Source organism: Streptomyces geranii (assembly GCF_002954775.1).
GTDB lineage: Bacteria > Actinomycetota > Actinomycetes > Streptomycetales > Streptomycetaceae > Streptomyces > Streptomyces geranii.
The window spans coordinates 92,513-114,369 of the sequence record NZ_PJME01000021.1 but is presented as its reverse complement, the minus strand read 5'-3'; the positions used below and the strand labels follow the sequence as shown (position 1 = coordinate 114,369).

General features: G+C 70.2%; 20 protein-coding genes. 4 read left to right on the top strand and 16 right to left on the bottom strand.

Going from position 1 to position 21,857, the window contains the following annotated elements:
- The first annotated feature begins 62 nt into the window (after nt 1–62).
- Nucleotides 63–557 (top strand): NUDIX hydrolase, encoded by a 495-nt coding sequence (locus CW359_RS26200; protein WP_105972583.1) that lies wholly within the window; start codon nt 63–65, stop codon nt 555–557.
- 68 nt (nt 558–625) lie between these two features.
- Here the strand turns inward: CW359_RS26200 and CW359_RS26195 are convergent, their stop codons facing one another.
- Nucleotides 626–1,801 carry a PucR family transcriptional regulator gene (locus CW359_RS26195; protein ID WP_105972582.1) on the bottom strand — a complete coding sequence of 392 codons (1,176 nt, stop codon included), beginning with the start codon at nt 1,799–1,801 and terminating at the stop codon, nt 626–628.
- A 95-nt stretch (nt 1,802–1,896) separates the two neighbouring features.
- The gene (locus CW359_RS26190; RefSeq protein ID WP_105972581.1) at nt 1,897–3,162 is read right to left on the bottom strand and encodes an alpha-L-fucosidase; all 1,266 of its coding nucleotides are present in this window, start codon (nt 3,160–3,162) and stop codon (nt 1,897–1,899) included.
- Nucleotides 3,163–3,369: 207 nt separating this feature from the next.
- On the opposite strand from CW359_RS26190, the gene CW359_RS26185 reads away from it, so the two are divergent.
- The gene (locus CW359_RS26185; protein ID WP_105972580.1) at nt 3,370–6,318 is read left to right on the top strand and encodes a carbohydrate binding domain-containing protein; all 2,949 of its coding nucleotides are present in this window, start codon (nt 3,370–3,372) and stop codon (nt 6,316–6,318) included.
- Nucleotides 6,319–6,441: 123 nt separating this feature from the next.
- Entirely contained in the window at nt 6,442–6,855 is a 414-nt protein-coding gene (locus tag CW359_RS26180) for an SseB family protein (RefSeq protein WP_105972579.1), read from the top strand.
- A gap of 12 nt (nt 6,856–6,867) precedes the next feature.
- Here CW359_RS26180 and CW359_RS26175 read toward each other — a convergent pair whose 3' ends face one another.
- From CW359_RS26175 to CW359_RS26135, 9 genes are all read right to left on the bottom strand, one after another.
- On the bottom strand, nt 6,868–8,244 hold the full coding sequence (locus CW359_RS26175; protein WP_105972578.1) for an FAD-binding oxidoreductase: 1,377 nt from the start codon (nt 8,242–8,244) through the stop codon (nt 6,868–6,870).
- Nucleotides 8,241–9,389 (bottom strand): acyl-CoA dehydrogenase family protein, encoded by a 1,149-nt coding sequence (locus CW359_RS26170; RefSeq protein ID WP_232838601.1) that lies wholly within the window; start codon nt 9,387–9,389, stop codon nt 8,241–8,243. The genes CW359_RS26175 and CW359_RS26170 overlap by 4 nt, the downstream gene beginning before the upstream one ends.
- Nucleotides 9,386–10,402, bottom strand: coding sequence for an ABC transporter substrate-binding protein (locus CW359_RS26165; protein WP_105972577.1), 1,017 nt, complete (start codon nt 10,400–10,402; stop codon nt 9,386–9,388). Before CW359_RS26165 ends, CW359_RS26170 begins: the two co-directional genes overlap by 4 nt.
- 71 nt (nt 10,403–10,473) lie before the next feature.
- Nucleotides 10,474–11,580 (bottom strand): LLM class flavin-dependent oxidoreductase, encoded by a 1,107-nt coding sequence (locus tag CW359_RS26160; RefSeq protein WP_105972576.1) that lies wholly within the window; start codon nt 11,578–11,580, stop codon nt 10,474–10,476.
- Nucleotides 11,581–11,626: 46 nt separating this feature from the next.
- Nucleotides 11,627–12,598: an ABC transporter substrate-binding protein gene (locus CW359_RS26155; RefSeq protein ID WP_105972575.1), complete on the bottom strand. Its 972-nt coding sequence runs from the start codon at nt 12,596–12,598 to the stop codon at nt 11,627–11,629.
- Nucleotides 12,595–13,314: an ABC transporter ATP-binding protein gene (locus CW359_RS26150; protein ID WP_105972574.1), complete on the bottom strand. Its 720-nt coding sequence runs from the start codon at nt 13,312–13,314 to the stop codon at nt 12,595–12,597. Before CW359_RS26150 ends, CW359_RS26155 begins: the two co-directional genes overlap by 4 nt.
- 5 nt (nt 13,315–13,319) lie before the next feature.
- Nucleotides 13,320–14,201, bottom strand: coding sequence for an ABC transporter permease (locus CW359_RS26145; RefSeq protein WP_105972573.1), 882 nt, complete (start codon nt 14,199–14,201; stop codon nt 13,320–13,322).
- A 31-nt stretch (nt 14,202–14,232) separates the two neighbouring features.
- The gene (locus CW359_RS26140) at nt 14,233–15,084 is read right to left on the bottom strand and encodes a sulfurtransferase (protein ID WP_105972572.1); all 852 of its coding nucleotides are present in this window, start codon (nt 15,082–15,084) and stop codon (nt 14,233–14,235) included.
- Entirely contained in the window at nt 15,081–15,797 is a 717-nt protein-coding gene (locus CW359_RS26135) for an alpha/beta hydrolase (protein WP_105972571.1), read from the bottom strand. The genes CW359_RS26140 and CW359_RS26135 overlap by 4 nt, the downstream gene beginning before the upstream one ends.
- 360 nt (nt 15,798–16,157) lie before the next feature.
- Here CW359_RS26135 and CW359_RS26130 point away from each other — a divergent pair, with 360 nt between their 5' ends.
- Entirely contained in the window at nt 16,158–17,006 is an 849-nt protein-coding gene (locus tag CW359_RS26130; RefSeq protein ID WP_105972570.1) for a LysR family transcriptional regulator, read from the top strand.
- A 66-nt stretch (nt 17,007–17,072) separates the two neighbouring features.
- Here the strand turns inward: CW359_RS26130 and CW359_RS26125 are convergent, their stop codons facing one another.
- Genes CW359_RS26125 through CW359_RS26105 form a run of 5 tightly spaced genes read right to left on the bottom strand, consistent with a single transcriptional unit; the run spans nt 17,073 to nt 21,680 of the window.
- A complete protein-coding gene (locus tag CW359_RS26125; protein WP_105972621.1) occupies nt 17,073–17,474 on the bottom strand; it encodes a MarR family winged helix-turn-helix transcriptional regulator in 402 nt (133 codons plus the stop codon).
- Nucleotides 17,475–17,513: 39 nt separating this feature from the next.
- Complete coding sequence (locus tag CW359_RS26120) at nt 17,514–18,545, bottom strand: LacI family DNA-binding transcriptional regulator (RefSeq protein ID WP_105972569.1); 1,032 nt, start codon at nt 18,543–18,545, stop codon at nt 17,514–17,516.
- A complete protein-coding gene (locus CW359_RS26115; protein ID WP_105972568.1) occupies nt 18,542–19,447 on the bottom strand; it encodes a carbohydrate ABC transporter permease in 906 nt (301 codons plus the stop codon). The genes CW359_RS26120 and CW359_RS26115 overlap by 4 nt, the downstream gene beginning before the upstream one ends.
- Nucleotides 19,444–20,367, bottom strand: coding sequence for a carbohydrate ABC transporter permease (locus CW359_RS26110; protein ID WP_105972567.1), 924 nt, complete (start codon nt 20,365–20,367; stop codon nt 19,444–19,446). Before CW359_RS26110 ends, CW359_RS26115 begins: the two co-directional genes overlap by 4 nt.
- Nucleotides 20,364–21,680 (bottom strand): ABC transporter substrate-binding protein, encoded by a 1,317-nt coding sequence (locus CW359_RS26105; protein WP_105972566.1) that lies wholly within the window; start codon nt 21,678–21,680, stop codon nt 20,364–20,366. Before CW359_RS26105 ends, CW359_RS26110 begins: the two co-directional genes overlap by 4 nt.
- Nucleotides 21,681–21,857 lie beyond the last annotated feature (177 nt).

The window sequence follows — 21,857 nt, the reverse complement described above, 5'->3', positions numbered from 1 at the left end:
ACGCCCGTGGCACGCCCCTGTGATCAACAGGGCTGACCGGACGGCCCGGTTAGGGTCGTGGCATGGCTACTCCTGACTTCATCAGCACCCTGCGTGCCTCCGCCGGACACCAGTTGCTCTGGCTCCCCGGTGTCACCGCCCTCGTCTTCGACGACGAGGGCAGAGTGCTCCTGGGTCGGCGCTCCGACACCCGCAAGTGGTCGGTGGTCGGCGGCATCCCGGACCCGGGGGAGCAGCCCGCGGCGTGCGCGGTGCGTGAGGTCTACGAGGAGACGGCGGTCCGGTGCGTGCCCGAACGGGTCGTGCTCGTACAGGCTTTGGACCCGGTGACATACGAGAACGGCGACGTCTGCCAGTACATGGACATCACCTTCCGCTGCCGGGCCGTCGGCGGGGAGGCGCGGGTCAACGACGACGAGTCGCTGGACGTCGCCTGGTTCACGGTGGACGCGCTGCCGGAGCTGAACGAGTTCGCGCTGTTCCGGATCAAGCAGGCGATGTCCGACGCCGACGCGCCCACCTGGTTCGACAGCACGGGCCTCGGCAGCTTCGGGTGACCGGAGCCGTCGCAGCGAGGTGAGCGGTCCCGCCGGGCGCTCCGGCGGGACCCCGTGGCGCGGCGGGTTCAGCCCCGGGCCAGCGAGCGCGTCACGGCGACGCTGAGGACCCGTACACCCTGGGTGGAGCCCGGGTGGATGCCGGTGAGTTCGTGGGCGCGCTGGATGCGGTAGTCGAGCGTGCGGGAGTGGACGCTGAGGGCCGCCGCCGTGCGCGTCCGGTCCATGTCGTGCCGGTAGTACATCTCCAGCGTGGTGATGAGGTCGGGCCCGCGCGAGAGGTGCTCTGCGAGGTCGCGCAGCCAGTCGTCGACCTCCGGCAGCCTGGTCACGCCCAGTTCGACGAACACGTCGTCCATGGTGTGCGGGTGCCGCTGCCCGGACCGCAGCGGCGCGACCCGGCTGATCCGCCGTGCCCGGGCGAAGGCCTCGGCCAGCGCGCCGGTCGCACCAGCGCTCGTCCCGATCGCGCAACTGCCGCTCAGCGCCTCCGTGATGTCGCGTACGACGGCCGACGCGCGGTCGGGCGCTGTGCCGGCGCCGGTCGGCTCGTCGGCGTACTCCGGTGTCAGGGCCACGAGTTCCCCGGGTTCGTGCCAGGTGATCGGCAGCTGTCTGCGGCGCAGGAGGGTCTCGGTGATCTCCTCGCGCCGGGCGGTCGTGGGACGCGGTCGGTCGGGTACGCGGACGACGGTCACCCGGTAGCGCGGGTGGACGCGCATGCCGACGGCGGACGCCAGGGCCGGCGCGGCCGGGTCGTCGGCGAGCAGGGCCTCGGTCAGCTGGCGGACCCGGCCGACGAGGGACATCCGGCGCCGCTGCCCCGCCAGGAACCCCGACAGGTGGGCCTCGCCGGCGCGTGTGGCCTGCGGGCCGAACCAGCGCATCACACGCATCAGGTCGTCGCCGTCGTCGGGTCCGGTCGACTCGTTGACCTCGTGCAGCGTCAACCGGGTGTGCGCGACGACCAGTTGGCGATGGCCGGGCAGAGACAGTCCCTGCCCGGCCCGCTGTTCGCCCACAGAGGCCAGCAGCGCGAGATCGTCCGCGCCCAACGGCTCTTCCGCCGACGCGAGTTCGACGGTCCGGCGGCGTAACCACACCGAGAACTCCAGGGCCTCCCGGCGTGAGCGGGGGTCCCGCGAGAGCAACCGGTACTCGGGGACCTCCCGCCGGTAGACCTCGGTCGCGTGCCTTGCGTTGCTGTCGAGCCGGTCGAGCAGTTTCGTGAAGAGATTCCCCATGTCACCCTCCGCATGGCACCACCGGCGGGGTGTCCGCCCAGGAGCTTTCGTTCGAACTCCTGTTTTGGATGTCATGTCCTGGGTGACATCGGGTGTCAGTCGCGGCCGGTGCCCCGGTAGAGGTCCAGCTCGCCGTCCAGCTCCACGGCCAGGACGGTCGCGTACTCGTCGAGGTCGGCCGCCCCGGGCGCGTCGATCCAGGTCACGCCGGGCACCTGGTCCAGGCCGCCGGTGACGTGATGACCCAGCTCGGTGCCCGTGCCGACGACGGAGACGCGTCGTACGGCGTTGCGCAGGCCCCGGATCGACACGGCCTCGCGCGGAGCGTCGAAGCACACCAGGTACAGGGTGCGCCGGTCGGCCGAGAGGGTGCTCGGGCCGTAGTGGTGCCCGGCGGGCAGGCCCGCGACCGTGCCGTACACGGCGTCCGCGTGCTTGGCGACCCAGGCGCCCAGCCCCTCCAGACGTTCCACCTGCTCCTCGGGGATCGTGCCGTCCTCCATCGGGCCGGCGGCGAGCAGCAGATTGCCGCCCATGCCGATCGTCTCCGTGAAGTAACGCACCAGCTGGCGCACCGACTTGAAGTCGCGGTCCTTCGCCCGGTAGCTCCACGAGTCGTTGATCGTCAGGCACAGCTCCCACGGGCCGTCCGGGGCGACCAGCGGCACGCCCTGCTCGGGGGTGGCGTAGTCGCCGTAACTGAGCATGCGGGCGTTGAGGATGGTGTCCGGATTGCCCGCGAGGATCAGCTCGGACAGCTCCCGCATCCGCCACTGCTCCTCGGTGCGCTCCCACTCACCGTCGAACCAGAGGATGTCGGGGCGGAACCGCTCGACCAGCTCGCCCACCTGGCCGTCGCGGTACGCCAGATAGCGCGCCCAGGCTTCCGGGTCCGCCTCGCCGGGGCGGGCGTGGGAGTAGTCGTTGGCCTCGACGATGTGCGGGCCGGGGTGCCGCTCGGTCGCGTAGTCCGGGTGGTTCCAGTCGGAGTGCGAGTAGTAGAGGCCGACCTTCAGGTTCTTCTCGCGCAGGGCGTCCACGAAGCCGGTGACCAGGTCGCGGCCCGCCGGGGTGTCCCGGACGACGTCCAGATTGCGGTGGTCGGTGTCCCACAGGGCCACGCCGTCGTGGTGCTTGGTGGTGAGGACCGCGTACTGGGCGCCGACGCGGGCGAACAGCTCCGCCCAGGCCTGCGGGTCGTAACGCGAAGCCGTGAAACGGTCGAGCTGTTTCATGTACTCCTCGTGCGAGACCTCGCCCGTGTAGAAGGACCAGGACTCGGCCCAGCCGTCCACGGCGTAGATGCCGTAGTGGATGAAGATGCCCAGCTTGGCATCGGGGAACCAGGGTTGCATCGGCATACCGACACGCTAAGCACGGGCTCCCGGCGCGCGCGTGGGCGCGGGTCACCACTACTGGTCCGTTTTCACCATCGGCGGCGAACGCTGTGACATCCCTTTACGTGACTGTCATGTACCTGTAGCTTCCGCGCTGCAAGGAGTTTCAGGAACTTTCCGGTTCCTCTTGCAGTCCAGAATCCCGCATTCCAGGCCGTATTGGAGTCACTCATGAGGCAACCCCTGGTGGCGCTCGTGGCGGCTGCCGTGCTGGTGGGAGCGTTCCCGCCGGACACGGGCCCCGCGCCCATGCGGGAGACGGCCGCCGCCGCGTCCAACACCGCGACCGTCTTCTACTACACGAAGACCAAGAGCTGGCCCACCACCTACCTCCACTACGCCCCCGACGGCGGCTCCTGGACCACCGTCCCCGGCACCCAGATGGAGTCGGCCTGCACGGACTGGGTCAAGAAGACCGTCGACCTGGGTACGGCCGCCGGACTCCAGGCCACCTTCAACAACGGCAGCGGGACCTGGGACAACAACGGCGGCAGCAACTACGCGCTCGGCACCGGCACCATCACCGTCAAGGACGGCGTGATCGCCCACAGCGACCCGTGCGCCGACACCGGGACGGGCACCGGCAACCAGGCCACCGTCTACTACTCCACCGCCACCTCCGGATGGACCACCGCCAACATCCACTACGCGCCCACCGGCGGCTCCTGGACGACAGTCCCCGGCGTCGGCATGACCGCAGCTTGCACCGGCTGGTGGAGAAAGACCCTAGACATCGGCACCGCGACCTCGCTCAAGGCGGCCTTCAACAACGGCAACGGCGTCTGGGACAACAACAACAGCGCCGACTACACCATCGGGACCGGCACCACGACCGTGAAGGACCGCACGGTCACCGCGAATGCCACCGACCCCTGCGCCACCGAGGCACCGGACACCGAGGCTCCGACAGTGCCCGCCAAGGTCACGGCCAGCGCCACCAACACCTCGGTCGTGGTGAGTTGGGACGCCTCGACCGACAACAAGGGCGTGACCAAGTACCAGGTGACCCGCACCGGCGGCACGAAGGGCACGGTCGTCACGGACATCGGATCGACGGTGTTCTCCGACACGGGACTTGAGGTGCGGACCACCTACACCTACACGGTCAAGGCCGTCGACGCCGCCGGCAACACCTCGTCCGCCTCCGCCGCCGCGAGCGCCACGACCGGTGACCAGGCCCCCGCACCGGCCTCCGGCACCCCGCTCGGCACCGACCCGCGCAAGGACCCCATCTACTTCGTCCTCACCGCCCGCTTCTACGACGGCGACACGAGCAACGACCGCGGCGGCAGCCAGCACACCAAGTCGGGCAACGCGGCGAACAACGACCCCATGTTCCGCGGCGACTTCAAGGGACTGGTCGAAAAACTCGACTACGTCAAGGCGCTCGGCTTCTCGGCGCTCTGGATCACCCCGGTCGTCCTCAACCGCTCGGACTACGACTACCACGGCTATCACGGCTACGACTTCTACAAGGTCGACCCACGCCTGGAGTCGGCCGGCGCCTCCTACCAGGACCTCATCAACGCGGCCCACGCCAAGGGCATGAAGATCTACCAGGACGTCGTCTACAACCACAGCTCCCGGTGGGGCGCCAAGGGCCTGTTCACGCCCACGGTGTACGGCGTCCGGGACACCCAGTGGAGCTGGTACTACGACGAGAAGGCCGAGGGCTTCGAGTACGACGGCCTCACCGTCGAGCCCAAGTCCGGGAAGTCCTACTACAACGGCGACCTCTGGTCGACGGCCGAACCGACCGGCAACACCTGCCTCAACTGGGGCAAGGCGACCGGCGGCAAGAGCGCCGAAGGCTACACGCTCTACAACTGCCAGTGGCCGAGCCCCACTTCGGGCATGTTCCCCAAGGCGTACTACCACCAGTGCTGGATCGGCAACTGGGAGGGCGAGGACGCCCGTTCGTGCTGGCTGCACGAGGACCTGGCCGACTTCAACACCGAGAACACCACCGTCCAGAACTACTTGATCGGCGCGTACGACAAGTACATCGACATGGGCGTCGACGGCTTCCGTATCGATACGGCCGTCCACATCCCGCGCGTGACCTGGAACCGCCGTTTCCTGCCCGCCATTTACGACCGGGTGACCCAGAAGTTCGGCACGGAGGCGGCGAAGAACTTCTTCGTCTTCGGCGAGGTCGCGGCCTTCGTCAACGACAAGTGGAACCGCGGCTCGGTCAACCACTCGGCGCAGTTCTACACGTGGAAGGAACGCAAGGAGTACAGCGCCGACGACGAGGCGGCCGCCATCGAGCAGTTCACCTACGAGAACAACCTGGGCACCGGAAACCAGCCGACATCGGCCAACGCCTTCCTGAGCGGCAACAGTTACCACACGCCCGACCGCAGCCAGTTCTCCGGCATGAACATCATCGACATGCGCATGCACATGAACTTCGGTGACGCGCCCAACGCCTACTACAACGGCAAGGACTCCGACGACTCCGTCAACGACGCCACGTACAACGTCGTCTACGTCGACAGCCACGACTACGGCCCCAACAAGTCGAGCAACCGCTACAGCGGCGGCACCGACGCCTGGGCCGAGAACATGGCGTTGATGTGGACCTTCCGGGGTATCCCGACGCTGTACTACGGCTCCGAGATCGAGTTCCAGAAGGGCAAGCAGATCGACTGCGGCCCGACCTGCCCGCTGGCCAACACGGGACGGGCGTACTACGGCGACCATCTCGCCGGATCGGTCACCGCGACCGACTTCGGTACGGTCGGCTCGGCGAGCGGTGAGGTGGCGAACACGCTCGCCCAGCCCCTGGTCAAGCACCTCCAGCGGCTCAACCAGATCCGGCGGGCGGTCCCGGCCCTCCAGATGGGCCAGTACTCCACCGACGGCATCAGCGGCCAGATGGCCTTCAAACGCCGGTACACCAGCGGCTCGACGGACAGCTTCGCGCTGGTCACGGTCACCGGCGACGCCACCTACACCGGCATCCCGAACGGCACGTACACCGACGCCGTCACCGGTGACGTACGGACCGTCTCGAACGGCACGCTGACCGTGGCGGCGCCGGGGAAGGGCAACCTGCGGGTGTACGTCCTCAACGGGCCCGGGAAGATCGGGACCGCCGGGCCGTATCTGAAGTAACACGGTCGGGTCCCGGGCCGTCAGGGTTGCCCGGGACCCGGTCGGGTAGGCGACCCCCTAACACGCCCGGGACCGTCGTGTCCCGGGCGGCCCGTACGACCCGTCGCCACCAGAGGACCCGCCATGGAGACACCCACGCGCCACCACACCGACACGCCGGCCCGGCGGGCGCTCGAAGCGCTGGCTGGCGGCGACAACGAGGACCCGGCCGCGCTGGACGTCCTCGCCAGGAGCGAGGTGCTCGTCCCTGTACCGGACGACGTCAGTGACCTGGAGGCCGGGGACCCCTCGACAGTGGCGCTGCCCGTACTGGAGCAGCCGGACGGCCGGGAGGCCGTGCCCGTCTTCACCTCGGAACCCGAACTGGCCGGACTCCTGCCGGCCGTCTCCCGCTACCGTCTCGTCCCGCTGGGCGCCCTCGCCGACCAGTGGCCCGCAGGCGACCTCTCGCTCACCATAGACGCGGCCTCCCCGCACGGCCTGACGATCACTTCGGACGGCGTACGGACTCTGCTGGCCCGGCCGTACGAGTACTGAACCCCCGCCCGGCTAAAGGGACTTACCCGGGTTGAGGATGCCCCGGGGATCGAACGCGTCCTTGATCCGCCGCTGGAGCGCATGTGCGGCGGGGCCCAGTTCGTCGGCGACCCACTGCCGCTTCAGCACCCCCACCCCGTGCTCGCCGGTGATCGTCCCGCCGAGCCGCAGCGCCAGCGCGAAGATCTCGCCCGCCGCCTCCCAGGCCGCGTCCGGCAGCCCGTCCAGGGCCGGGTCGACCACGATGATCGGGTGCAGATTCCCGTCCGCCGCGTGCGCGATGGTGAACACCGGGACGTCGTGGCGCCGCGAGATCTCCCGGATCTCCCGGGCCGCCTCCGCCAGCCGCGAGCGGGGTACGGCGATGTCCTCGATCAGCGGGCGGCCCAGCCGTTCCAGCGCTGGCAGGGCGCCCCGACGGGCGGCGAGCAGTGACTCCGCCTCGGCCGGGTCGTCGGTCGTCTCGACCAGCGTCGCCCCGGTCTCGGCGAGTACGCGGGCGACCGTCGCCGCCTCCGCCCCGGCCCCCGCCCCGTCGCACTGCACCAGCAGCAGCGCCGCGCCCCGCTCCCGCAGCGCCGGGTCCACGGCCTCCAGCACCGGCCCGTCGACCAACTCCGCCAACGCCGGTACGACCCCGGCCCGGCCGATCGCGTACGAGGCCTCGGCTGCCTGCTCGAAGGACGGGAAGTACGCGGCGACGGTGGCCGTGGCGACCGGCAGCGGGCGCAGTCGCAGGGTCGCCGAGGTGATCACCGCGAGGGTGCCCTCCGAGCCGGTGAGCAGCGCGGTCAGGTCGTAGCCGGTGACGCCCTTGACGGTACGGCGGCCCGTGCGCACCACCGTGCCGTCCGCGAGCACCGCTTCCAGCCCGAGCACGCTGTCCCGCGTCACGCCGTACTTGGCGCAGCGCAGCCCGCCCGCGTTGGTGGCGATGTTCCCGCCGATCGTCGACAGGGCGGCGCTCGCCGGATCGGGCGCGTAGCGGAGGCCGTGCTCGCCCGCCGCCCGGTCCAACTCGGCGGTGATCACGCCGGGTTCGACGACGGCGAGCTGGTCGTCCGCCGACAGTTCGAGGATGCGGTTCATGCCGGAGAGGTCGAGGACGAGGGTGCCCTCGCCTGCCGTCGCGCCGCCCGACAGCCCGGTGCCCGCACCGCGCGGTACCACCGGCACGCGCAGGGCGTGCGCGTGCCGGAGGGTGACGGTGACGTCCTCGGTGCGTCGGGCGTGGACCACGGCGAGCGGTCCGCCGTACGGCCGGGTGCCGGAACGGTCGGTGGTGTGCGCGGCCAGGGTCGCCGGGTCGGTGGCCAGCCGGTCGGGCGGCAGATCGCGGGCGAGGAGGCCGAGGAGCTGGGCGGAGGCGGTCGTGGTGGGGGCGGTCACTGCTCCTCTCCGTCCGCAGCATTGGCCTCCAGGGCCTTCGTGCCGATCGCGAGCACGGAGATGTCCTCCTGGGGTGCGTGCACGGGCGCGCACTGGATGTCACGGAAATGGCGTTCCAGGGGGTTGCCCCGGGCGAGTCCTGGGTTGCCGAGCAGGCGTATGGCCAGTCCGACCGCCTGCACGCCGTGCCGGTCCGCCAACACCCTGGCCCCGAGGGCCTGTTCGGGGGTGTACGAGGGGTCTGCGGCGTCGACCCGGGCCGCGCCGCCGAACACCAACTGCTCGGCGCCGGTCAGCAGCACCTCGATCTCCCCGGCCGCCCGGCGGAAGCGTTCCGTACGGGCCACCGGATGACCGAGGTTGGCGGGCACCCGGGTCTGCGCGAACGTGTGGAAGAACGCCTGCGCTGCCCGCGCCACCCCCAAGTACAGGGCGGCCAGCGGCAGATGGAGGGAAGCGCCCGCCCGGTTGTCCTGCTCGGACGCTGGGCCGTACGGCGCCAGCCCGATGACCTGCTCGTACGGCACCTCCACGTCCCGGAAGGTCACGTCGTGGCTGCCGCTCGCCCGCAGCCCCAACTGGTCCCAGTGGCCGGTGACTTCGATGCCAGGGGAGTCGCCGGGGACCAGAAAGGTGCCCACGCGGGGCTCCGGCTCGTCGGTGGTCGCCCACACCAGGAACCAGTCCAGGCCCTCGGCGCCCGTGACGAAGCGCTTCGTGCCGCTGATCGCCCAGCCGTCCCCGGTGCGGCCGGCCCGGGTCGCGGGCAGTCCGCCGCGTGCGGGGGAGCCCAACTCCGGTTCCACGCGGGCGTGGTTGACGAGCACGGGACGTACGAACGACTCCTTGACGACCCGGGCGTACAACTCCTCGGGCCAGTGCGGCTGTACGGCCTGGCGGTTGTGGGTCGCGAGGGTCATCGCGGCGATCAGGGCGACGGACGGGTCGCCCTGGCCGAGGGCGTGCAGGACGCGGGCGGTCTCCTCGACGCCCGCGCCCCGGCCGCCGTACCGCTCGCCGATGGTGGCGGTGAGCAGGCCGGCCTCGTGGGCGGCCTTCAGGGACTCGGCGGGGAACGCGCCCGAACGGTCGTACTCGGGGGCCAGTTCGGCGATACGGGCGGTCACCGCGTTCTGGGTGCTCACAGCTTCTTCTTCAGGTCGGCGGCCAGTTCGGTGTTGAGCTTCGTCGTCCAGAACGACTTCACGTCCAACTTCTCCTTGAGGGCGCCGAGTTCGGTGAACACGTCGGCCACCTTCTGCTGCGAGGCGATGGTGTCGTCGCCGACCGTGCGGGCCTGGGTCGGGCGCTGGTTCTGTGCGTCGACCAGGTCCTTTTCCGCCTGGGCGACCGGCTGGTGGGTGTTGTCCGACACGACCTTCGCGAACTCGGCCTCGCGGCCGTCTCTGACGTACGCGTAAGCCTGGGTGATCCGGGCGATCAGGTCGGCCGTCGCCGCCTGCTGGGCGGGGTTCTTGAGGACGCTGTCGCGGGCCGTCCAGAGGAAGTTGCCGGAGAGGATGTCCGCGCCGGAGCCGATCGTCGTGGCGCCCTGCTGGTGGGCGGTGATGATCGACGTGCCGTAGGAGGCGAAGGCGTCGATGCCGCCGCCGTTCAGGGCCGCGAGGCCGTCGTTGGGCAGGAGCGGCTTGGCGTCGACGTCGGACCACTTCAGGCCCGCCTGCTTCAGGAGTTGGTAGAGGAAGTAGTGGGCGGTGGTGTTCTGGACGTAGCCGACCTTCTTGCCCTTCAGGCCGGCGATGTCGGTCACCTTCGAGCCCTTGGGGACGACGACTTCCTGGTTGAGCGTGGAGCCGCGCTGTACGGCGACGACCTTGAAGTTCGGTTCGCCGTCGGCGGCGGCGAAGATCGGCGGGATCTCGCTGGAGGCGGCGACGTCGAGGGCGCCGGCGCGGATCGCCTGGAGTTGCAGGTCACCGCCCTGGAAGACGTTCCACTTCACCTTGTAGGGGGTGTCGTCGAGGCCGGCGAACTTCAGGACGGCCTCCTCGACCTTCCAGCCGGTCGCGCCGACCCGCAGGGTGACGGCGGACTGGTCGGACGACGACTCGGCCTCGGCCTGACTCCCGCAGGCCGCCGTGAGGGCGAGCAGCAGGACGGCGGCGGACGTGCGCAATGGGCGTGAGCGGCGGAACACGGAGTCTCCATAAGGGGATTCGCAGACAGGGGTGGTCGGACAGGGATGGGTGGACAGGAGTTGACGGGGTGTCAGGCGGCCTGGGTGGTCGTCGCCGCGCGGTGGGCGAGTTCCTGGCGGACCAGCGGGAGGACGTAACGGGCGTAGTCGATCGCGTCGTTGAGCGGGTCGTAGCCGCGGATCGACAGCAGGTCGCAGCCGATGTCGACGTAGTCGAGGAGCGCCTTCGCGACCGTCTCCGGGGTGCCGACCAGCGCGGTCGAGGCACCGGCGGCGTTGGTCGCGACCGCGGGGGCGGTCCACAGGCAGCGGTCGTGGACCTCGCCCCGGTCGGCGATGTCCAGCAGCCGCTGCGAACCGACGTTCGCGGGGCGGCCGTTGGTCCGGTAGTGGCGCAGCAGCTCGGTGTTGGCGGCCTGGTCCTTGAGCGCGCCCAGCGTGCGGTGCGCCTTTTCCCAGGCCAGCTCCTCGGTGGGCGCGATGATCGGACGGAACGAAACCCAGATACGGGGGTCGGGGCGTCCGGCGGCCCGTGCGACCGCGTTGACGGCCGCGATCTGCTCCGCCGTCTCCTTCAGCGGTTCGCCCCACAGGCCGAAGATGTCGCCCTGCTGGCCGCCCACCCGGTAGGCGTCCTGCGAGGAACCGCCGACCGAGACCGGGACCAGCCCGTTGTAGGGCTTCACGTCCGAGGCGTATCCCTCGAACTTGAAGTACTTGCCCTCGTGCGAGACAGGACCGTCGGCCTGCCAGACCTTCCGCAGGATCTGGATGTATTCGTCCGAACGCTCGTACCGCTCCGCCTTGTTGAGGTAGTCGCCCTCCCGGTGCTGCTCCTCGTCGCTGCCCCCGGAGATGATGTGGACCGACAGCCGCCCCCTGCTGATCTGGTCCAGGGTGGCCAGTGCGCGAGCCGCGTGGGTCGGGAAGATCACGCCCGGTCGGTGGGCCAGGATCGGGCGGATCCGCTCGGTGTTGGTGGCGACGAACTGGGCCAGCTGGAGCGCGTCCGGTGACGCCGAGTGGTAGGCGACCAGGGTGTGGTCGAAGCCGCCGTCGTCCAGGGTGCGGGCGTACTTGCGGACGAAGTCGGGGTCGAAGCCGCCGGTGCGGTTGCTGGAGGCGGGGCCGTTGGAGCCGGAGTCGGTGTGGACGGCGCTGATGAACTCGACAGGCATGGGGAACTCCCTTGTCGTGAGGGTTGCTTGAGAAGGGACGTGTCCGCTACTTGAGGAGGGACGTGTCCGCCGACTCGGCCACGTCGACGCTCGGGTCCAGGACACCGATGCTGTGCATGAGGTCGGCCACGTCCTGGACCGTCTTGTTCACGTCGTCGGTGATCGGCAGGACCTGGCCGTACGCCGCCGAGGCCAGCGTCTTCGCGACCGACGGGTCGGCGCCGTTGCGCTCCACGATGGCCTTCGCGTAGGCGTCCTTGTGCGTGCTGGTCCACTTGAGAGCCGTACCGAGGCGCTTCAGGAAGTCGGAGAGTGCGGCCTTCTTCGCCGGGTCGCCGAGGGCCTTCTCGGAGGCGTTGACGAAGCCGTAGCCGCTGACCCGGCCGTCGGCGCCGTCGATCAGCAGCTTGCCGCCCTGCTCCAGGGCGACGGCCTGGTAGACACCGAAGATCGCCCAGACCTTGATCTTGCCGGAGGAGAACGCGGCCTGCGCGTCGGTCGGCAGCAGGTACTGCACCTTGACGTCCTTGTAGTCCAGGCCGTTCTGCTTGAGGATATTGGCCAGCAGGTACTCCGAGATGCTGCCCTTCGCCGAGGACACCACGACCTTCTGGCCCTTGAGATCCTTGACGCTGTCGATGCCGGAGTCCTTGCGGACGACGATCCCGACATGACTGCCGTCGTTCTGCAGCGCGGCGACGTTCTTGATCTTCACGCCGCCGCTGAGGGCCTGGAGCGCCGGCAGGTCGGCGGAGAAGCCGGTGTCGGCGGCGCCCGCCTGCACGGCCTGGTAGAGCGGGGCCGCGCCCTCGAACTCGGCCCACTTCACGTTGTACTTGGCGCCCTTGAGCGCGCCGGAGGCGGCGACGATGGTCTGGAGGGTCTTGGCCTGGTCGCCGATGGTGAGGGTCACTTTGGAGCCGCTCCCGGCGGCGTCCGCCGAGGAGTCCGCGCCGCAGGCGGTCAACGCCAGCAGGGCGGTGACGCTCAGCGCGGCGGTGGCGAGTCTGCGTATCACGAGGGGGTCCCTTCGAGGGTGTGTGCGGTGACACCGAGCCAGCCGAGGAGGCGGGCGCGGAGGGTGACGAACTCGGGTGAGGTGAGATCACGGGGGCGGGGAAGATCGACGGTGAGGTCGTGGGCGATGCGCCCCTCGTCCATGACCAGGACGCGGTCGGCGAGCAGCAGCGCCTCCTCCACGTCATGGGTGACCAGGAGGATCGCGCAGCCGTGCCGCTGCCACAGCTCGCCGACCAGCTGCTGCACCTTGCCCCGGGTCAGCGCGTCGAGCGCGCCGAACGGCTCGTCCAGGAGCAGGAGTTCGGGCTCGCGGACCAGAGCACGGGCCAGCGAGACCCGCTGGGCCTGGCCGCCGGAGAGGGTCTTGGGCCAGACGGTCGCGCGCTCGGCGATGCCGACCTCGGCGAGGGCCTTGTCGGCCAGGGCCCGGTCGGGCCGTCCGGGCAGGCCGAGCACCACATTGCGCCAGACCTTCAGCCAGGGCAGCAGCCGGGGCGACTGGAAGGCCGCGCTGCGCCGCGCGGGCACGGTCACCTCGCCGCCGATCTCGTCGTCGAGCCCCGCGAGGATGCGCAGCAGTGTCGACTTGCCGCAGCCGCTGTGCCCGAGCAGGGCGACGAACTCGCCCTCCCGGATGTCGAGATCCAGCTCGTGCAGCACGGTGTTGCCGTCGAAGGCCCGCGAAAGCCCTCTGATTTCCACGCTGTTGGCCATGGGGATCACGCCTCGCCCTCGAAGTTGGCCCGCCAGGTCAGCAGCCGGCGCGACAGGACCCGTACGGCGAAGTCGCAGGCCAGGCCGAGCAGCGCGTACACGGCGAGGCAGAGCACGATGATGTCGGTGCGGAAGTACTGCTGGGCGTTGCTCATCAGGTAGCCGAGCCCCGCGTCCGCGTTGATCTGCTCGGCGAAGACGAGCGCGAGCCAGGCGGTGGAGAGCGCGTACCGGAGCCCCACGAGGGCGCCGGGCAGCGCGCTCGGCAGGATGACGTACTTGATCAGCCCGAACCGGCCGAGGCCCATCATCCGGGCGGCCTCGACGAGTTGGGCGTCGGTGGACCTGATCCCGCCGTAGATGTTGAAGTACAGCGGGTAGGTGACACCGAGGGCGACCAGGGCGATCTTCGGGGTCTCCTCGATGCCGAACCAGACGATGAACAGCGGGATCAGACCCACCCAGGGGATCGCCCGGAACATGCCCATCGAGGAGTCGATGACGTCCTCGCCGAGCCGGAACAGCCCGGCGAGCAGGGAGAGTACGAGGGCGACCGTCGCTCCGATGAGGAATCCGATGGCGGCTCGGCGGCCCGACGCGGCGATGGCGCCCGGCAGTTCACCGTTCTTCGTCAGGTCGACGGCCTGCTTCAGGACGTCCACGGGGGAGGCGAGCACCGACTCGGGTAGCACGCCGGTGGCCGAGGTCAGGAACCAGAGGAGTACGAGGCCCACGGGTCCGGCGGCCCGGCGTACCGAGCGGGGCAGCTGGAACCGTCGGGTGGTGCGGGCGGCGCCTCGGATGGTGATCCGGGGTGCGGGTGCCGGGGGAGTGTCGGTGGGCGGCGGGGCCTGGGGTGCTGCGTCGAGCGGTTTGGTGGTGGTCATGGCGGGGTTCCTCTCGCGGGGCCCGGGAGGGTCAGGACGGGTGCGGGCCGGTCGCGGCCGGGCGGGTGGGATCGGCGGACCAGGCGGACCAGGAACCGGCGAAGAGGGTCGCCTCGTAACCGGCGAGGGTGAGCGCGGCGATCTGGTGGGCGGCGGTGACACCGGAGCCGCAGTACACGCCGATGCGTGACGCGTCGTCGGCGCCCCGGTCCGCGAACCGTTTGCGCAGCAGCTCGGGTGAGAGGAAGGTCCCGTCTGCCGCGAGGTTCTCCCCGGTCGGCGCGGACACCGCACCCGGGATGTGCCCGGCGCGCGGGTCCACCGGCTCCACCTCACCCCGGTACCGCTCGCCTGCCCGGGCGTCCAACAGCAGCCCCTCGCGGGCGAGTTCGGCGGCGCCGTCGGCGTCGGTCAGCGGTAGCCCGCCTGTGCCGAGGACGACATCGCCGGGCTCCGGATCGGCCGGGACGCCGGACTCCAGCGGTAGTCCCGCCGCCCGCCAGGCACCCAACGCCCCGTCCAGGAAGGTCACGTCGGCGACCCCGGCGTACCGGAGCAGCCACCAGGCCCGTGCGGCGGCGGTGTTGCCCAAGTCGTCGTGGACGACTACCGCTTGCCCCTGTCGGAGACCCCAGCCGCGGGCCGCCGACTGCAACGCGCCGATCTCCGGCAGCGGATGGCGTCCGCCCTCCGGGCTCGGCGGCGCGGCCAGCTCCGTGTCCAGGTCGACGTACACCGCACCCGGGATGTGCGCGTCCGCGTAGTGGTCGCGGCCGTACGGGTCGCCGAGCGCCCAGCGGACGTCGAGGACCAGGGGCGGCTGCTCGGAGGCGAGGGCGTCGCGGAGTTCGGGGACAGTGGTCGTCACACGCGTGTTGCTCATGCCAGCTCCTCCGCGATCACGGGCAGCTCGGGGGAGAGGCGCAGGCGCTCCAGGAAGAGGACGACCGTGGCGGCGGCAGTGCGGTGCAGGGCGTCGTTGAGCACGTCGTGCCGGCCGCCGTCGAAGGTCACCGTCCGGACGTTCGCGTGCCCCTCGTAGGCGCTCAGTGCCCGGTCGAGCGGGCTGACCTGGTCGTCCTTGCCATGCAGTGCAAGGACCGGCACCTGGACCTGGTCGAGGCGCAGCTCCGGCAGGTCGACGGCCGTGTCGATCGCCCCGCGCCGGAAGGCGGAGTCCCCGGCCAGGCGCCCCTGGTGGGTCGGGCAGGCGGTGCGTGCCGCCAGCTCGTCCTCCCAACTCTTCGACTCCCAGGGGTCGATGGGCAGGCCGACGAGGATCAGCGCGTCGACGCCCGCCGGATGCTCGGCGGCGAGCTGGACGGCGTACCGGGCACCCGTGTCCGAACCGACGAGCACCTTCGGACCCGCGAGCGACTCGTCGGCGAGCAGCTTGGCCGCCTCGTCGAGCACCGCCGGATCGGCGGACGGGTCGCCCAACGCCCGTACGCGGTAGGCGTCGAAGGCCAGACGGCGGCCGAACCGCTCGTACAGACCGCCGTGTTCGCCCCGTCCGGGCAGCACGATCAGCGTGCCGCGCGCGGCGAGGCCCTCGGGTTCGTCCCAGGAGGCGGGGGAGGGCAGGGAAGAGGGCATGAGGAAGCAACTCCCGTTGCGGGGTGAGGGGAAAAGGGCGGGCGGAGAGCGTGAGTGAGAGCGGAGTGGGGGCGAGGAACGGCCTAGCGGCACGCGGGCAGCGCGGAGCCGATCAGTGGAGGCCGTACGGAAACGCCGGGAGGCGGCGTGGGATCAACGACAGCGCGCGGTGCACGCGACGCCGAAGTCGATGACTCGGCGCTGCGTGAGCAGGGCAGCGGATGCGGTCGGATACGCCATGCGTTCATCGTGACCGGCACCTGCGTACGACGTCCAACGACGATTCCGCATCGAAATCGATCGCGATCCGTAATCGATCGAAAATGGCGATCGGCGGCGCGGGCGGGCTACGGTCACCGTATGCCCCAACCAGTCCTCGACATCGTGGCGCTGCGCAGTCTGACCGCGATCGCCGACCACGGCGGCTTCCACCGCGCGGCCCAGGCGCTCGCCCTCAGCCAGTCCGCGGTGAGCCAGCACGTCCGCCGGCTGGAGAAGACCCTGGGCAGGCCCGTCGTCGAACGCGAGGGCCGGGGCACCCGGTTCACCCCGGAGGGCCGCCTCCTGCTGGAGCAGGCCCGTCGGGTCCTCGCCGTCCACGACGAGGCCGTACGCACCCTGCTGGACGTCGACGGCGACACCATCACCCTCGGCTCCACCGAGCACGCCGCCGACCAGTTCCTGCCGAGGCTGACCGCGGCCGTCGAGGCGGTGCGCCCGGGTTGTCGGGTGCGGTTCCGTATCGACCGGTCGGCGCGGCTGGTGGAGGCGGTGGAGCGCGGCAGCGTGGATGTCGCGGTGTACGTGACGGAGGCCGCCGCGACGGAGGGCACCTCGGTCGGCGGCCTGCCCCTGACCTGGCACGCTCCCCCCGGCTGGGTGCCCCCGGCGGCCCCCGCGCCCGTCCCGTTGGTCGCGATCGAGGACCCCTGCGCCATCCGCCGCCGGGCCATCGCGACCCTCGCCGAACAGGGCGTCCCGGCATCGGTGGTGGGTGACGCGGGCTACCTGGCGGGCGTCCTGGACCTGGCCCGCACAGGCAGGGGAGTGGCCCTCCTGGCGGCGGTGGGCCCGGCCCCCGACGGCCTCACCCCGTACGAGGGCCTCCCCCCGGTCCCCTCGATCCCGATGAGCGCCCTGGCCCGCCCGGGAGCGGACCCGGCAACGGTAGAGGCGGCGTTCGAGGCGGTAAGACAACTACTGAGCTGAGGAGGAGCGCCCCTTTAGGGGCGCGGGGAACTGCGCGAGAAGCCCCACGAGCGCGCGGCAAACGAACTACCTACACTCCTCAGCCCCCAACGACCTCTCCAGAGCAGCCCGTTGAAGCGGCAGAACCTCCCCGTGCAGCGCACGACCACGCGCCGTCAAAGCGACCCGCACCCCCCGCCGATCCTCCACGCACATGCTCCGCTCGACCAGCCCGTCCTTCTCCAGCCGCCCGATGAGCCGGGACAACGCGCTCTGGCTGAGATGAATCCGGCCGGCGATGTCCTGCACCCTGCACTCGTCCGCCGTGGCATCCGCCTCCGCGACGAGGACGTCGAGCACCTCGAAGTCGCTCGCGCCCAGCCCGTGCGGATGCAGCACACGGTCGATCTCGCACATCGTGCGGGCGTGCGCCGCCAGGATGTCCCGCCACTGGTCCGCCAGCCCCGCACCGGCCCTGTTCACTGCCATGCACCCCATGTTAATGCGTATGCATAAAAACGGGCATGCTCAGGCGGACCCGCGCTTGATCAGTTCGGTCGGCAGGATCACCGCCGACGGGTCCTCCCCGCCGATCTGCGCGAGCAGCACCCGTACCATCTCGGCGCTGATCCGGTCGTACGGCTGTCGGATCGTCGTCAGCTGCGGCCGGGCGGCCAGCGCGGCCGAGGAGTCGTCGAAGCCGCCCACCGACACGTCCTGGGGAACGGACCGCCCCGCCCGCTCCAGCGCCGTGAGCACCCCCTGTGCCATCAGGTCGGACGCGACGAACACGGCGTCCAGGTCCGGGCACTGCGCCAGCAACCGTTCCGCCCCCGCCTCACCACTGGCCCGGCTGTAGTCGCCGGAGACGACGAGCCGGTCGTCGTACTCGATGCCCTCCTCGGCCAGCACCTCCCGGTACCCGGCGAGGCGCTCCACACCGCCCGGGGTGTCGAGCGGACCGGTCACCACGGCGATACGGCGGCGGCCCAGCGACAACAGATACCGGACCATGTCCCGGGCGCCGTCGCGGTCGGCCGCCGCCACGTAACTCACCTTGGAGCCGAGGCCGATCGGCTTGCCGCACGCGACCAGCGGGACGCCCGCCTCGCACAGCTCCTGCGCGACCGGGTCGCCGGAGTGGCTGGAGACCAGCAGCACCCCGTCGACATGACCGGCGGTGATGTACCGCGTGATGCGCCGCCGTTCGTCCTCGGTGCCCGCCAGCATCAGCAGGAGCGGGATGTCGTGCGCCGCCAGTGCCTGGGTGCAACCCCGCAGCAGGACATTGAAGTTGGGGTCCTCGAAGAACCGCTCCTGAGGCTCCGTCAGCAGAAAGCCGATCGAGTCGGAGCGGCCGGTGATGAGCGAACGGGCGTGCCGGTTGACCACGTACCCGGTCTTGCGGATCGCGGCGTTCACCGCCTCGGCGGCGGTGGGGCTCACATAGTGACCGCCGTTGAGCACGCGCGAGACGGTGCCCCGTGAGACCCCCGCCTCGCGCGCCACGTCGTGGATCGTCGGCGGTTTGCGCCGGCCCCCGGTATTGCTCATGGTCATGACTTTACGGCTCCGGACAGCAGGTCGAGGCTCCAGAACCGCTGGATGACCAGGAAGAGCGCGATGAGCGGGACGACCGCCAGGAAGGCGCCCGTGATCACCAGCGTGTAGAGCGCCGGAGTGTTCGCGCCCTGTTCGAGAAGCGTGAACAGGCCGAGCGTGATCGGGAACTTCTCGTCGTCGCTGAGCATGATGTAGGGGAGCAGGAAGTTGTTCCACACGGCCACGAACTGGAACAGGAACACCGTCACCAGGCCCGGGATCATCATCGGCAGCGCGACCCTGGTGAAGATCCGCCACTCGCCCGCGCCGTCCATCCGCCCGGCCTCGACGACATCGGCGGGCACGGCCGCGGCGGCATAGATCCGCGCGAGGTAGATGCCGTACGGGGAGAGGACCAGCGGTAGCAGCACGGACGCGTACGAGTCCGTGATGTCGGCCTTCGCCAGCAGCAGGTACTGCGGGATCGCGAGGATCACCGGGGGCATCAGCACGCCCGCCATCAGGACGCTGAACACCGCCTCGCGGCCCCGGAAACGGTAGATCGCGAGGGCGTAGCCGCTGACGGCGCTCACCGCCGTCGACAGGAGGGCGCCGAGACCGGCGTAGAGGGCGGAGTTGCCCATCCACTTCCAGTAGACGCCGTCTCGGTAGGCGCTCAACTCCTTGACGTTGTCGGTGAATCCGCTGCCGGGCAGGAAGGTGAAGGTGGAGAACAGCTCGCTGCCCGACTTCGTCGCCGCGATCACCACCCATGCGACCGGCAGCAGGCAGTACAGCGCGCCCAGGAGGAGGGTGATCGTCGGGACCAGGGCGATACGGCCGCGCAGCGGCGGGCGTTGGACGGTGCCGGGCCTGGTGCCCGTCGTCGCCTCCGCCTTGCCCACGGCGAGGGAACTCATCGTGCTGCCTCCTGCTTGTTACGGGAGTTCGCGGCCCGCAGGAAGCCGAACGACAGGACCAGCGTGACGATCGCGATGATCGTCGCCTCGGCGGCGGCCGAGTAGATGTCACCCTTGCCGAAGGCGTCCTGGTACACCTTCATCAGCGGACTCCACGTCGTGGGAACGGAGTTGGTGAGCGGTTTGAGGGTGGTCGGCTCGCTGAACACCTGCAGCGTCGCGATGATCGAGAAGAAGAAGGTCAGCACCAGCGAGGGCGCCACCATCGGGATCTTGATCCGGAGCGCGATCTGCAGCGGGGTGGCGCCGTCCAGCTTCGCCGCCTCGTACACCTCGGCCGGGATCGACCGCAGCGAGGTGTAGATGACGATCATGTTGAAGCCCGTACCGCCCCACACCGCGATGTTGGAGAGGGCGAGATACAGCGGACCGCCGTCCAGCAGGTCCGGCTGCGGCAGCCCGAGCTTGTCGAGGACGAAGTAGAACGGGCTGACGTCGGGGAGGTAGAGGAAGCCCCAGAGCAGTGCGGCGACCACGCCCGGAATGGCGTACGGCAGGAAGATCGCGAGCCGGGTGAAGGGCGTGAACCGCACCTTGTCCGCGTCGAGCATCAGTGCGAAGACCAGGGCGAGCCCCAGCATCACCGGGATCACGATCGCGCCGTAGCCGACCACGCGCAGCGCGCCGTGCAGCAGCTCGCTGTCGGTGAGGGCGGCGGTGTAGTTCTCGATACCCGCCCAGACCTCTTTCCGCGCCCCCGAGCCGAGCCCCAGCCCCGACACCTTCACCTTGTGCAGGCTCAGCCAGAGCGCGTAGCCGATCGGCAGCGCGAAGAAGAGGGCGAAGAGGATCACCGCGGGGAGCAGGAAGGCGTACGGGGCCGACTTGACCCCGTACGACCGTCGGCGTGCGCTGGTCACTCCGCGACTCCGAAGCCCTGCTTCTTCAGGTCGGCGACCGTGTCGTCCTGCATCGTCTTCAGGGCGGCACCGAAGTCCGACTTGTTCTTCGCGGCCGAGGCGAACGCGTCCTTGAAGGAGGTGTACGCCACGTTCACGTTCGGGCCCCACGCGGAGGGCGCCGTCGTCTTCGCGATCTCGGCGGCCTCGGTGTAGAAGTCCGCCTGGTTGGAGAAGAACTCGGGCGACTTGGCGAACGCGCCGCTGAGCTGGGCGCCCGTGGCGGCCGGGTAGATCCCGCCCTCCTTCGCGAGCGCGGCCAGCGCGTCGCCGTCGGTGTTCAGCCAGGCGGCGAACTTCGCGGCGGCCGACTTGTGGGCGGAGTCGGTGGTGACGGCGGTCGAGGAGCCGCCCCAGCTGCCCGTCACCTCCTCACCGGCCGACCACTGGGGGAGCGGGGCCATGGCCCACTTGCCCTTGGTGTCCGGCGCGGCCGTCGTCAGCGTGCCCGGCGCCCACACCGCGCTGACCCACGCGATCTGCTTGCCGGTGTCGAGCGCCTTGTTCCAGGCCGGGGTGTACATCGGCTGGTTGTCGATGGCGTCCTCCTTGACGAGGTCGCCCCAGAACTTGGCGACCTTCTGGGTCGCCGCGTCGTCGATGCCGACCTGCCACTTCTCGCCGGAGGTCGTCCACCACTTGGCGCCGGCCTGCTGGGCGAGGCCCGCGAAGAGACCGGAGTCGTTGGCGGAGAAGGTGGTGAGATCCTTGTCCGGGGCCTTCTTCTTCAGGTCACGGGCGGTCTGGGCGAACTCCTCCCAGGTCGTCGGGACCTTGAGGCCGTACTGCTTGAAGAGGTCCTCGCGGTAGTAGAACATCATCGGCCCGATGTCCTGCGGCACCGCGTACACCGCGTCCGTGCCCAGCGTCGTCTGCTGCCAGACCCCCTCGGCGAAGTCCTTCTTCGCGTCGCCGACCTCGCCCGAGATGTCCGCGAGCGCGTCGTTGCTGACCAGCGTCGGCAGTGCCTGGTACTCGGCCTGCACCAGGTCCGGCGCCTTCTTGGCCTTGTGCGCGGTGAGGATCTTCGTGACCAGGGTGTCGCCGGACGCCTGCTTCTTCACCGTGACGGTGATCTGCTGCTCCTTGCCCGGCCCCTTGTTCCACAGGTCGACGACCTTGTCCATGCCGGGCGTCCAGGTCCAGTACGTCAGGGACACCGGGCCGGACTGGGCGTCGCTGTCGTCGTCGGACCCGCAGGCGGCGAGTGTGGTGGCACCGAGCGTGACGGCGACCGCGGTTGCCACGAGGCGCCACTGCTTCGTGTTCGGCATGGAACGTTCTCCCCTGACCATGGGGCTCCCGCCTGCTGCGAAAGCCCGCCATGCTTCTGTGAGCGTTCACAGTAGAGAAACATCCTCGACACTTGTCAATGGTTGTTGCCATGAGGTTATCTAGGCCCCGCGCCGCTGAAGCTGTGTGTGCACGTTCCCAAGATTAGTTCCAGATAT

Excerpts from the sequence above, each read along its gene's own strand:
- CW359_RS26200 (WP_105972583.1), top strand. The coding sequence starts at position 63 with ATGGCTACTCCTGACTTCATCAGCACCCTGCGTGCCTCCGCCGGACAC.
- CW359_RS26195 (WP_105972582.1), bottom strand. The coding sequence starts at position 1,801 with ATGGGGAATCTCTTCACGAAACTGCTCGACCGGCTCGACAGCAACGCA.
- CW359_RS26190 (WP_105972581.1), bottom strand. The coding sequence starts at position 3,162 with ATGCCGATGCAACCCTGGTTCCCCGATGCCAAGCTGGGCATCTTCATC.
- CW359_RS26185 (WP_105972580.1), top strand. The coding sequence starts at position 3,370 with ATGAGGCAACCCCTGGTGGCGCTCGTGGCGGCTGCCGTGCTGGTGGGA.
- CW359_RS26180 (WP_105972579.1), top strand. The coding sequence starts at position 6,442 with ATGGAGACACCCACGCGCCACCACACCGACACGCCGGCCCGGCGGGCG.
- CW359_RS26160 (WP_105972576.1), bottom strand. The coding sequence starts at position 11,580 with ATGCCTGTCGAGTTCATCAGCGCCGTCCACACCGACTCCGGCTCCAAC.
- CW359_RS26150 (WP_105972574.1), bottom strand. The coding sequence starts at position 13,314 with ATGGCCAACAGCGTGGAAATCAGAGGGCTTTCGCGGGCCTTCGACGGC.
- CW359_RS26145 (WP_105972573.1), bottom strand. The coding sequence starts at position 14,201 with ATGACCACCACCAAACCGCTCGACGCAGCACCCCAGGCCCCGCCGCCC.
- CW359_RS26140 (WP_105972572.1), bottom strand. The coding sequence starts at position 15,084 with ATGAGCAACACGCGTGTGACGACCACTGTCCCCGAACTCCGCGACGCC.
- CW359_RS26135 (WP_105972571.1), bottom strand. The coding sequence starts at position 15,797 with ATGCCCTCTTCCCTGCCCTCCCCCGCCTCCTGGGACGAACCCGAGGGC.
- CW359_RS26130 (WP_105972570.1), top strand. The coding sequence starts at position 16,158 with ATGCCCCAACCAGTCCTCGACATCGTGGCGCTGCGCAGTCTGACCGCG.
- CW359_RS26125 (WP_105972621.1), bottom strand. The coding sequence starts at position 17,474 with ATGGCAGTGAACAGGGCCGGTGCGGGGCTGGCGGACCAGTGGCGGGAC.
- CW359_RS26120 (WP_105972569.1), bottom strand. The coding sequence starts at position 18,545 with ATGACCATGAGCAATACCGGGGGCCGGCGCAAACCGCCGACGATCCAC.
- CW359_RS26115 (WP_105972568.1), bottom strand. The coding sequence starts at position 19,447 with ATGAGTTCCCTCGCCGTGGGCAAGGCGGAGGCGACGACGGGCACCAGG.
- CW359_RS26105 (WP_105972566.1), bottom strand. The coding sequence starts at position 21,680 with ATGCCGAACACGAAGCAGTGGCGCCTCGTGGCAACCGCGGTCGCCGTC.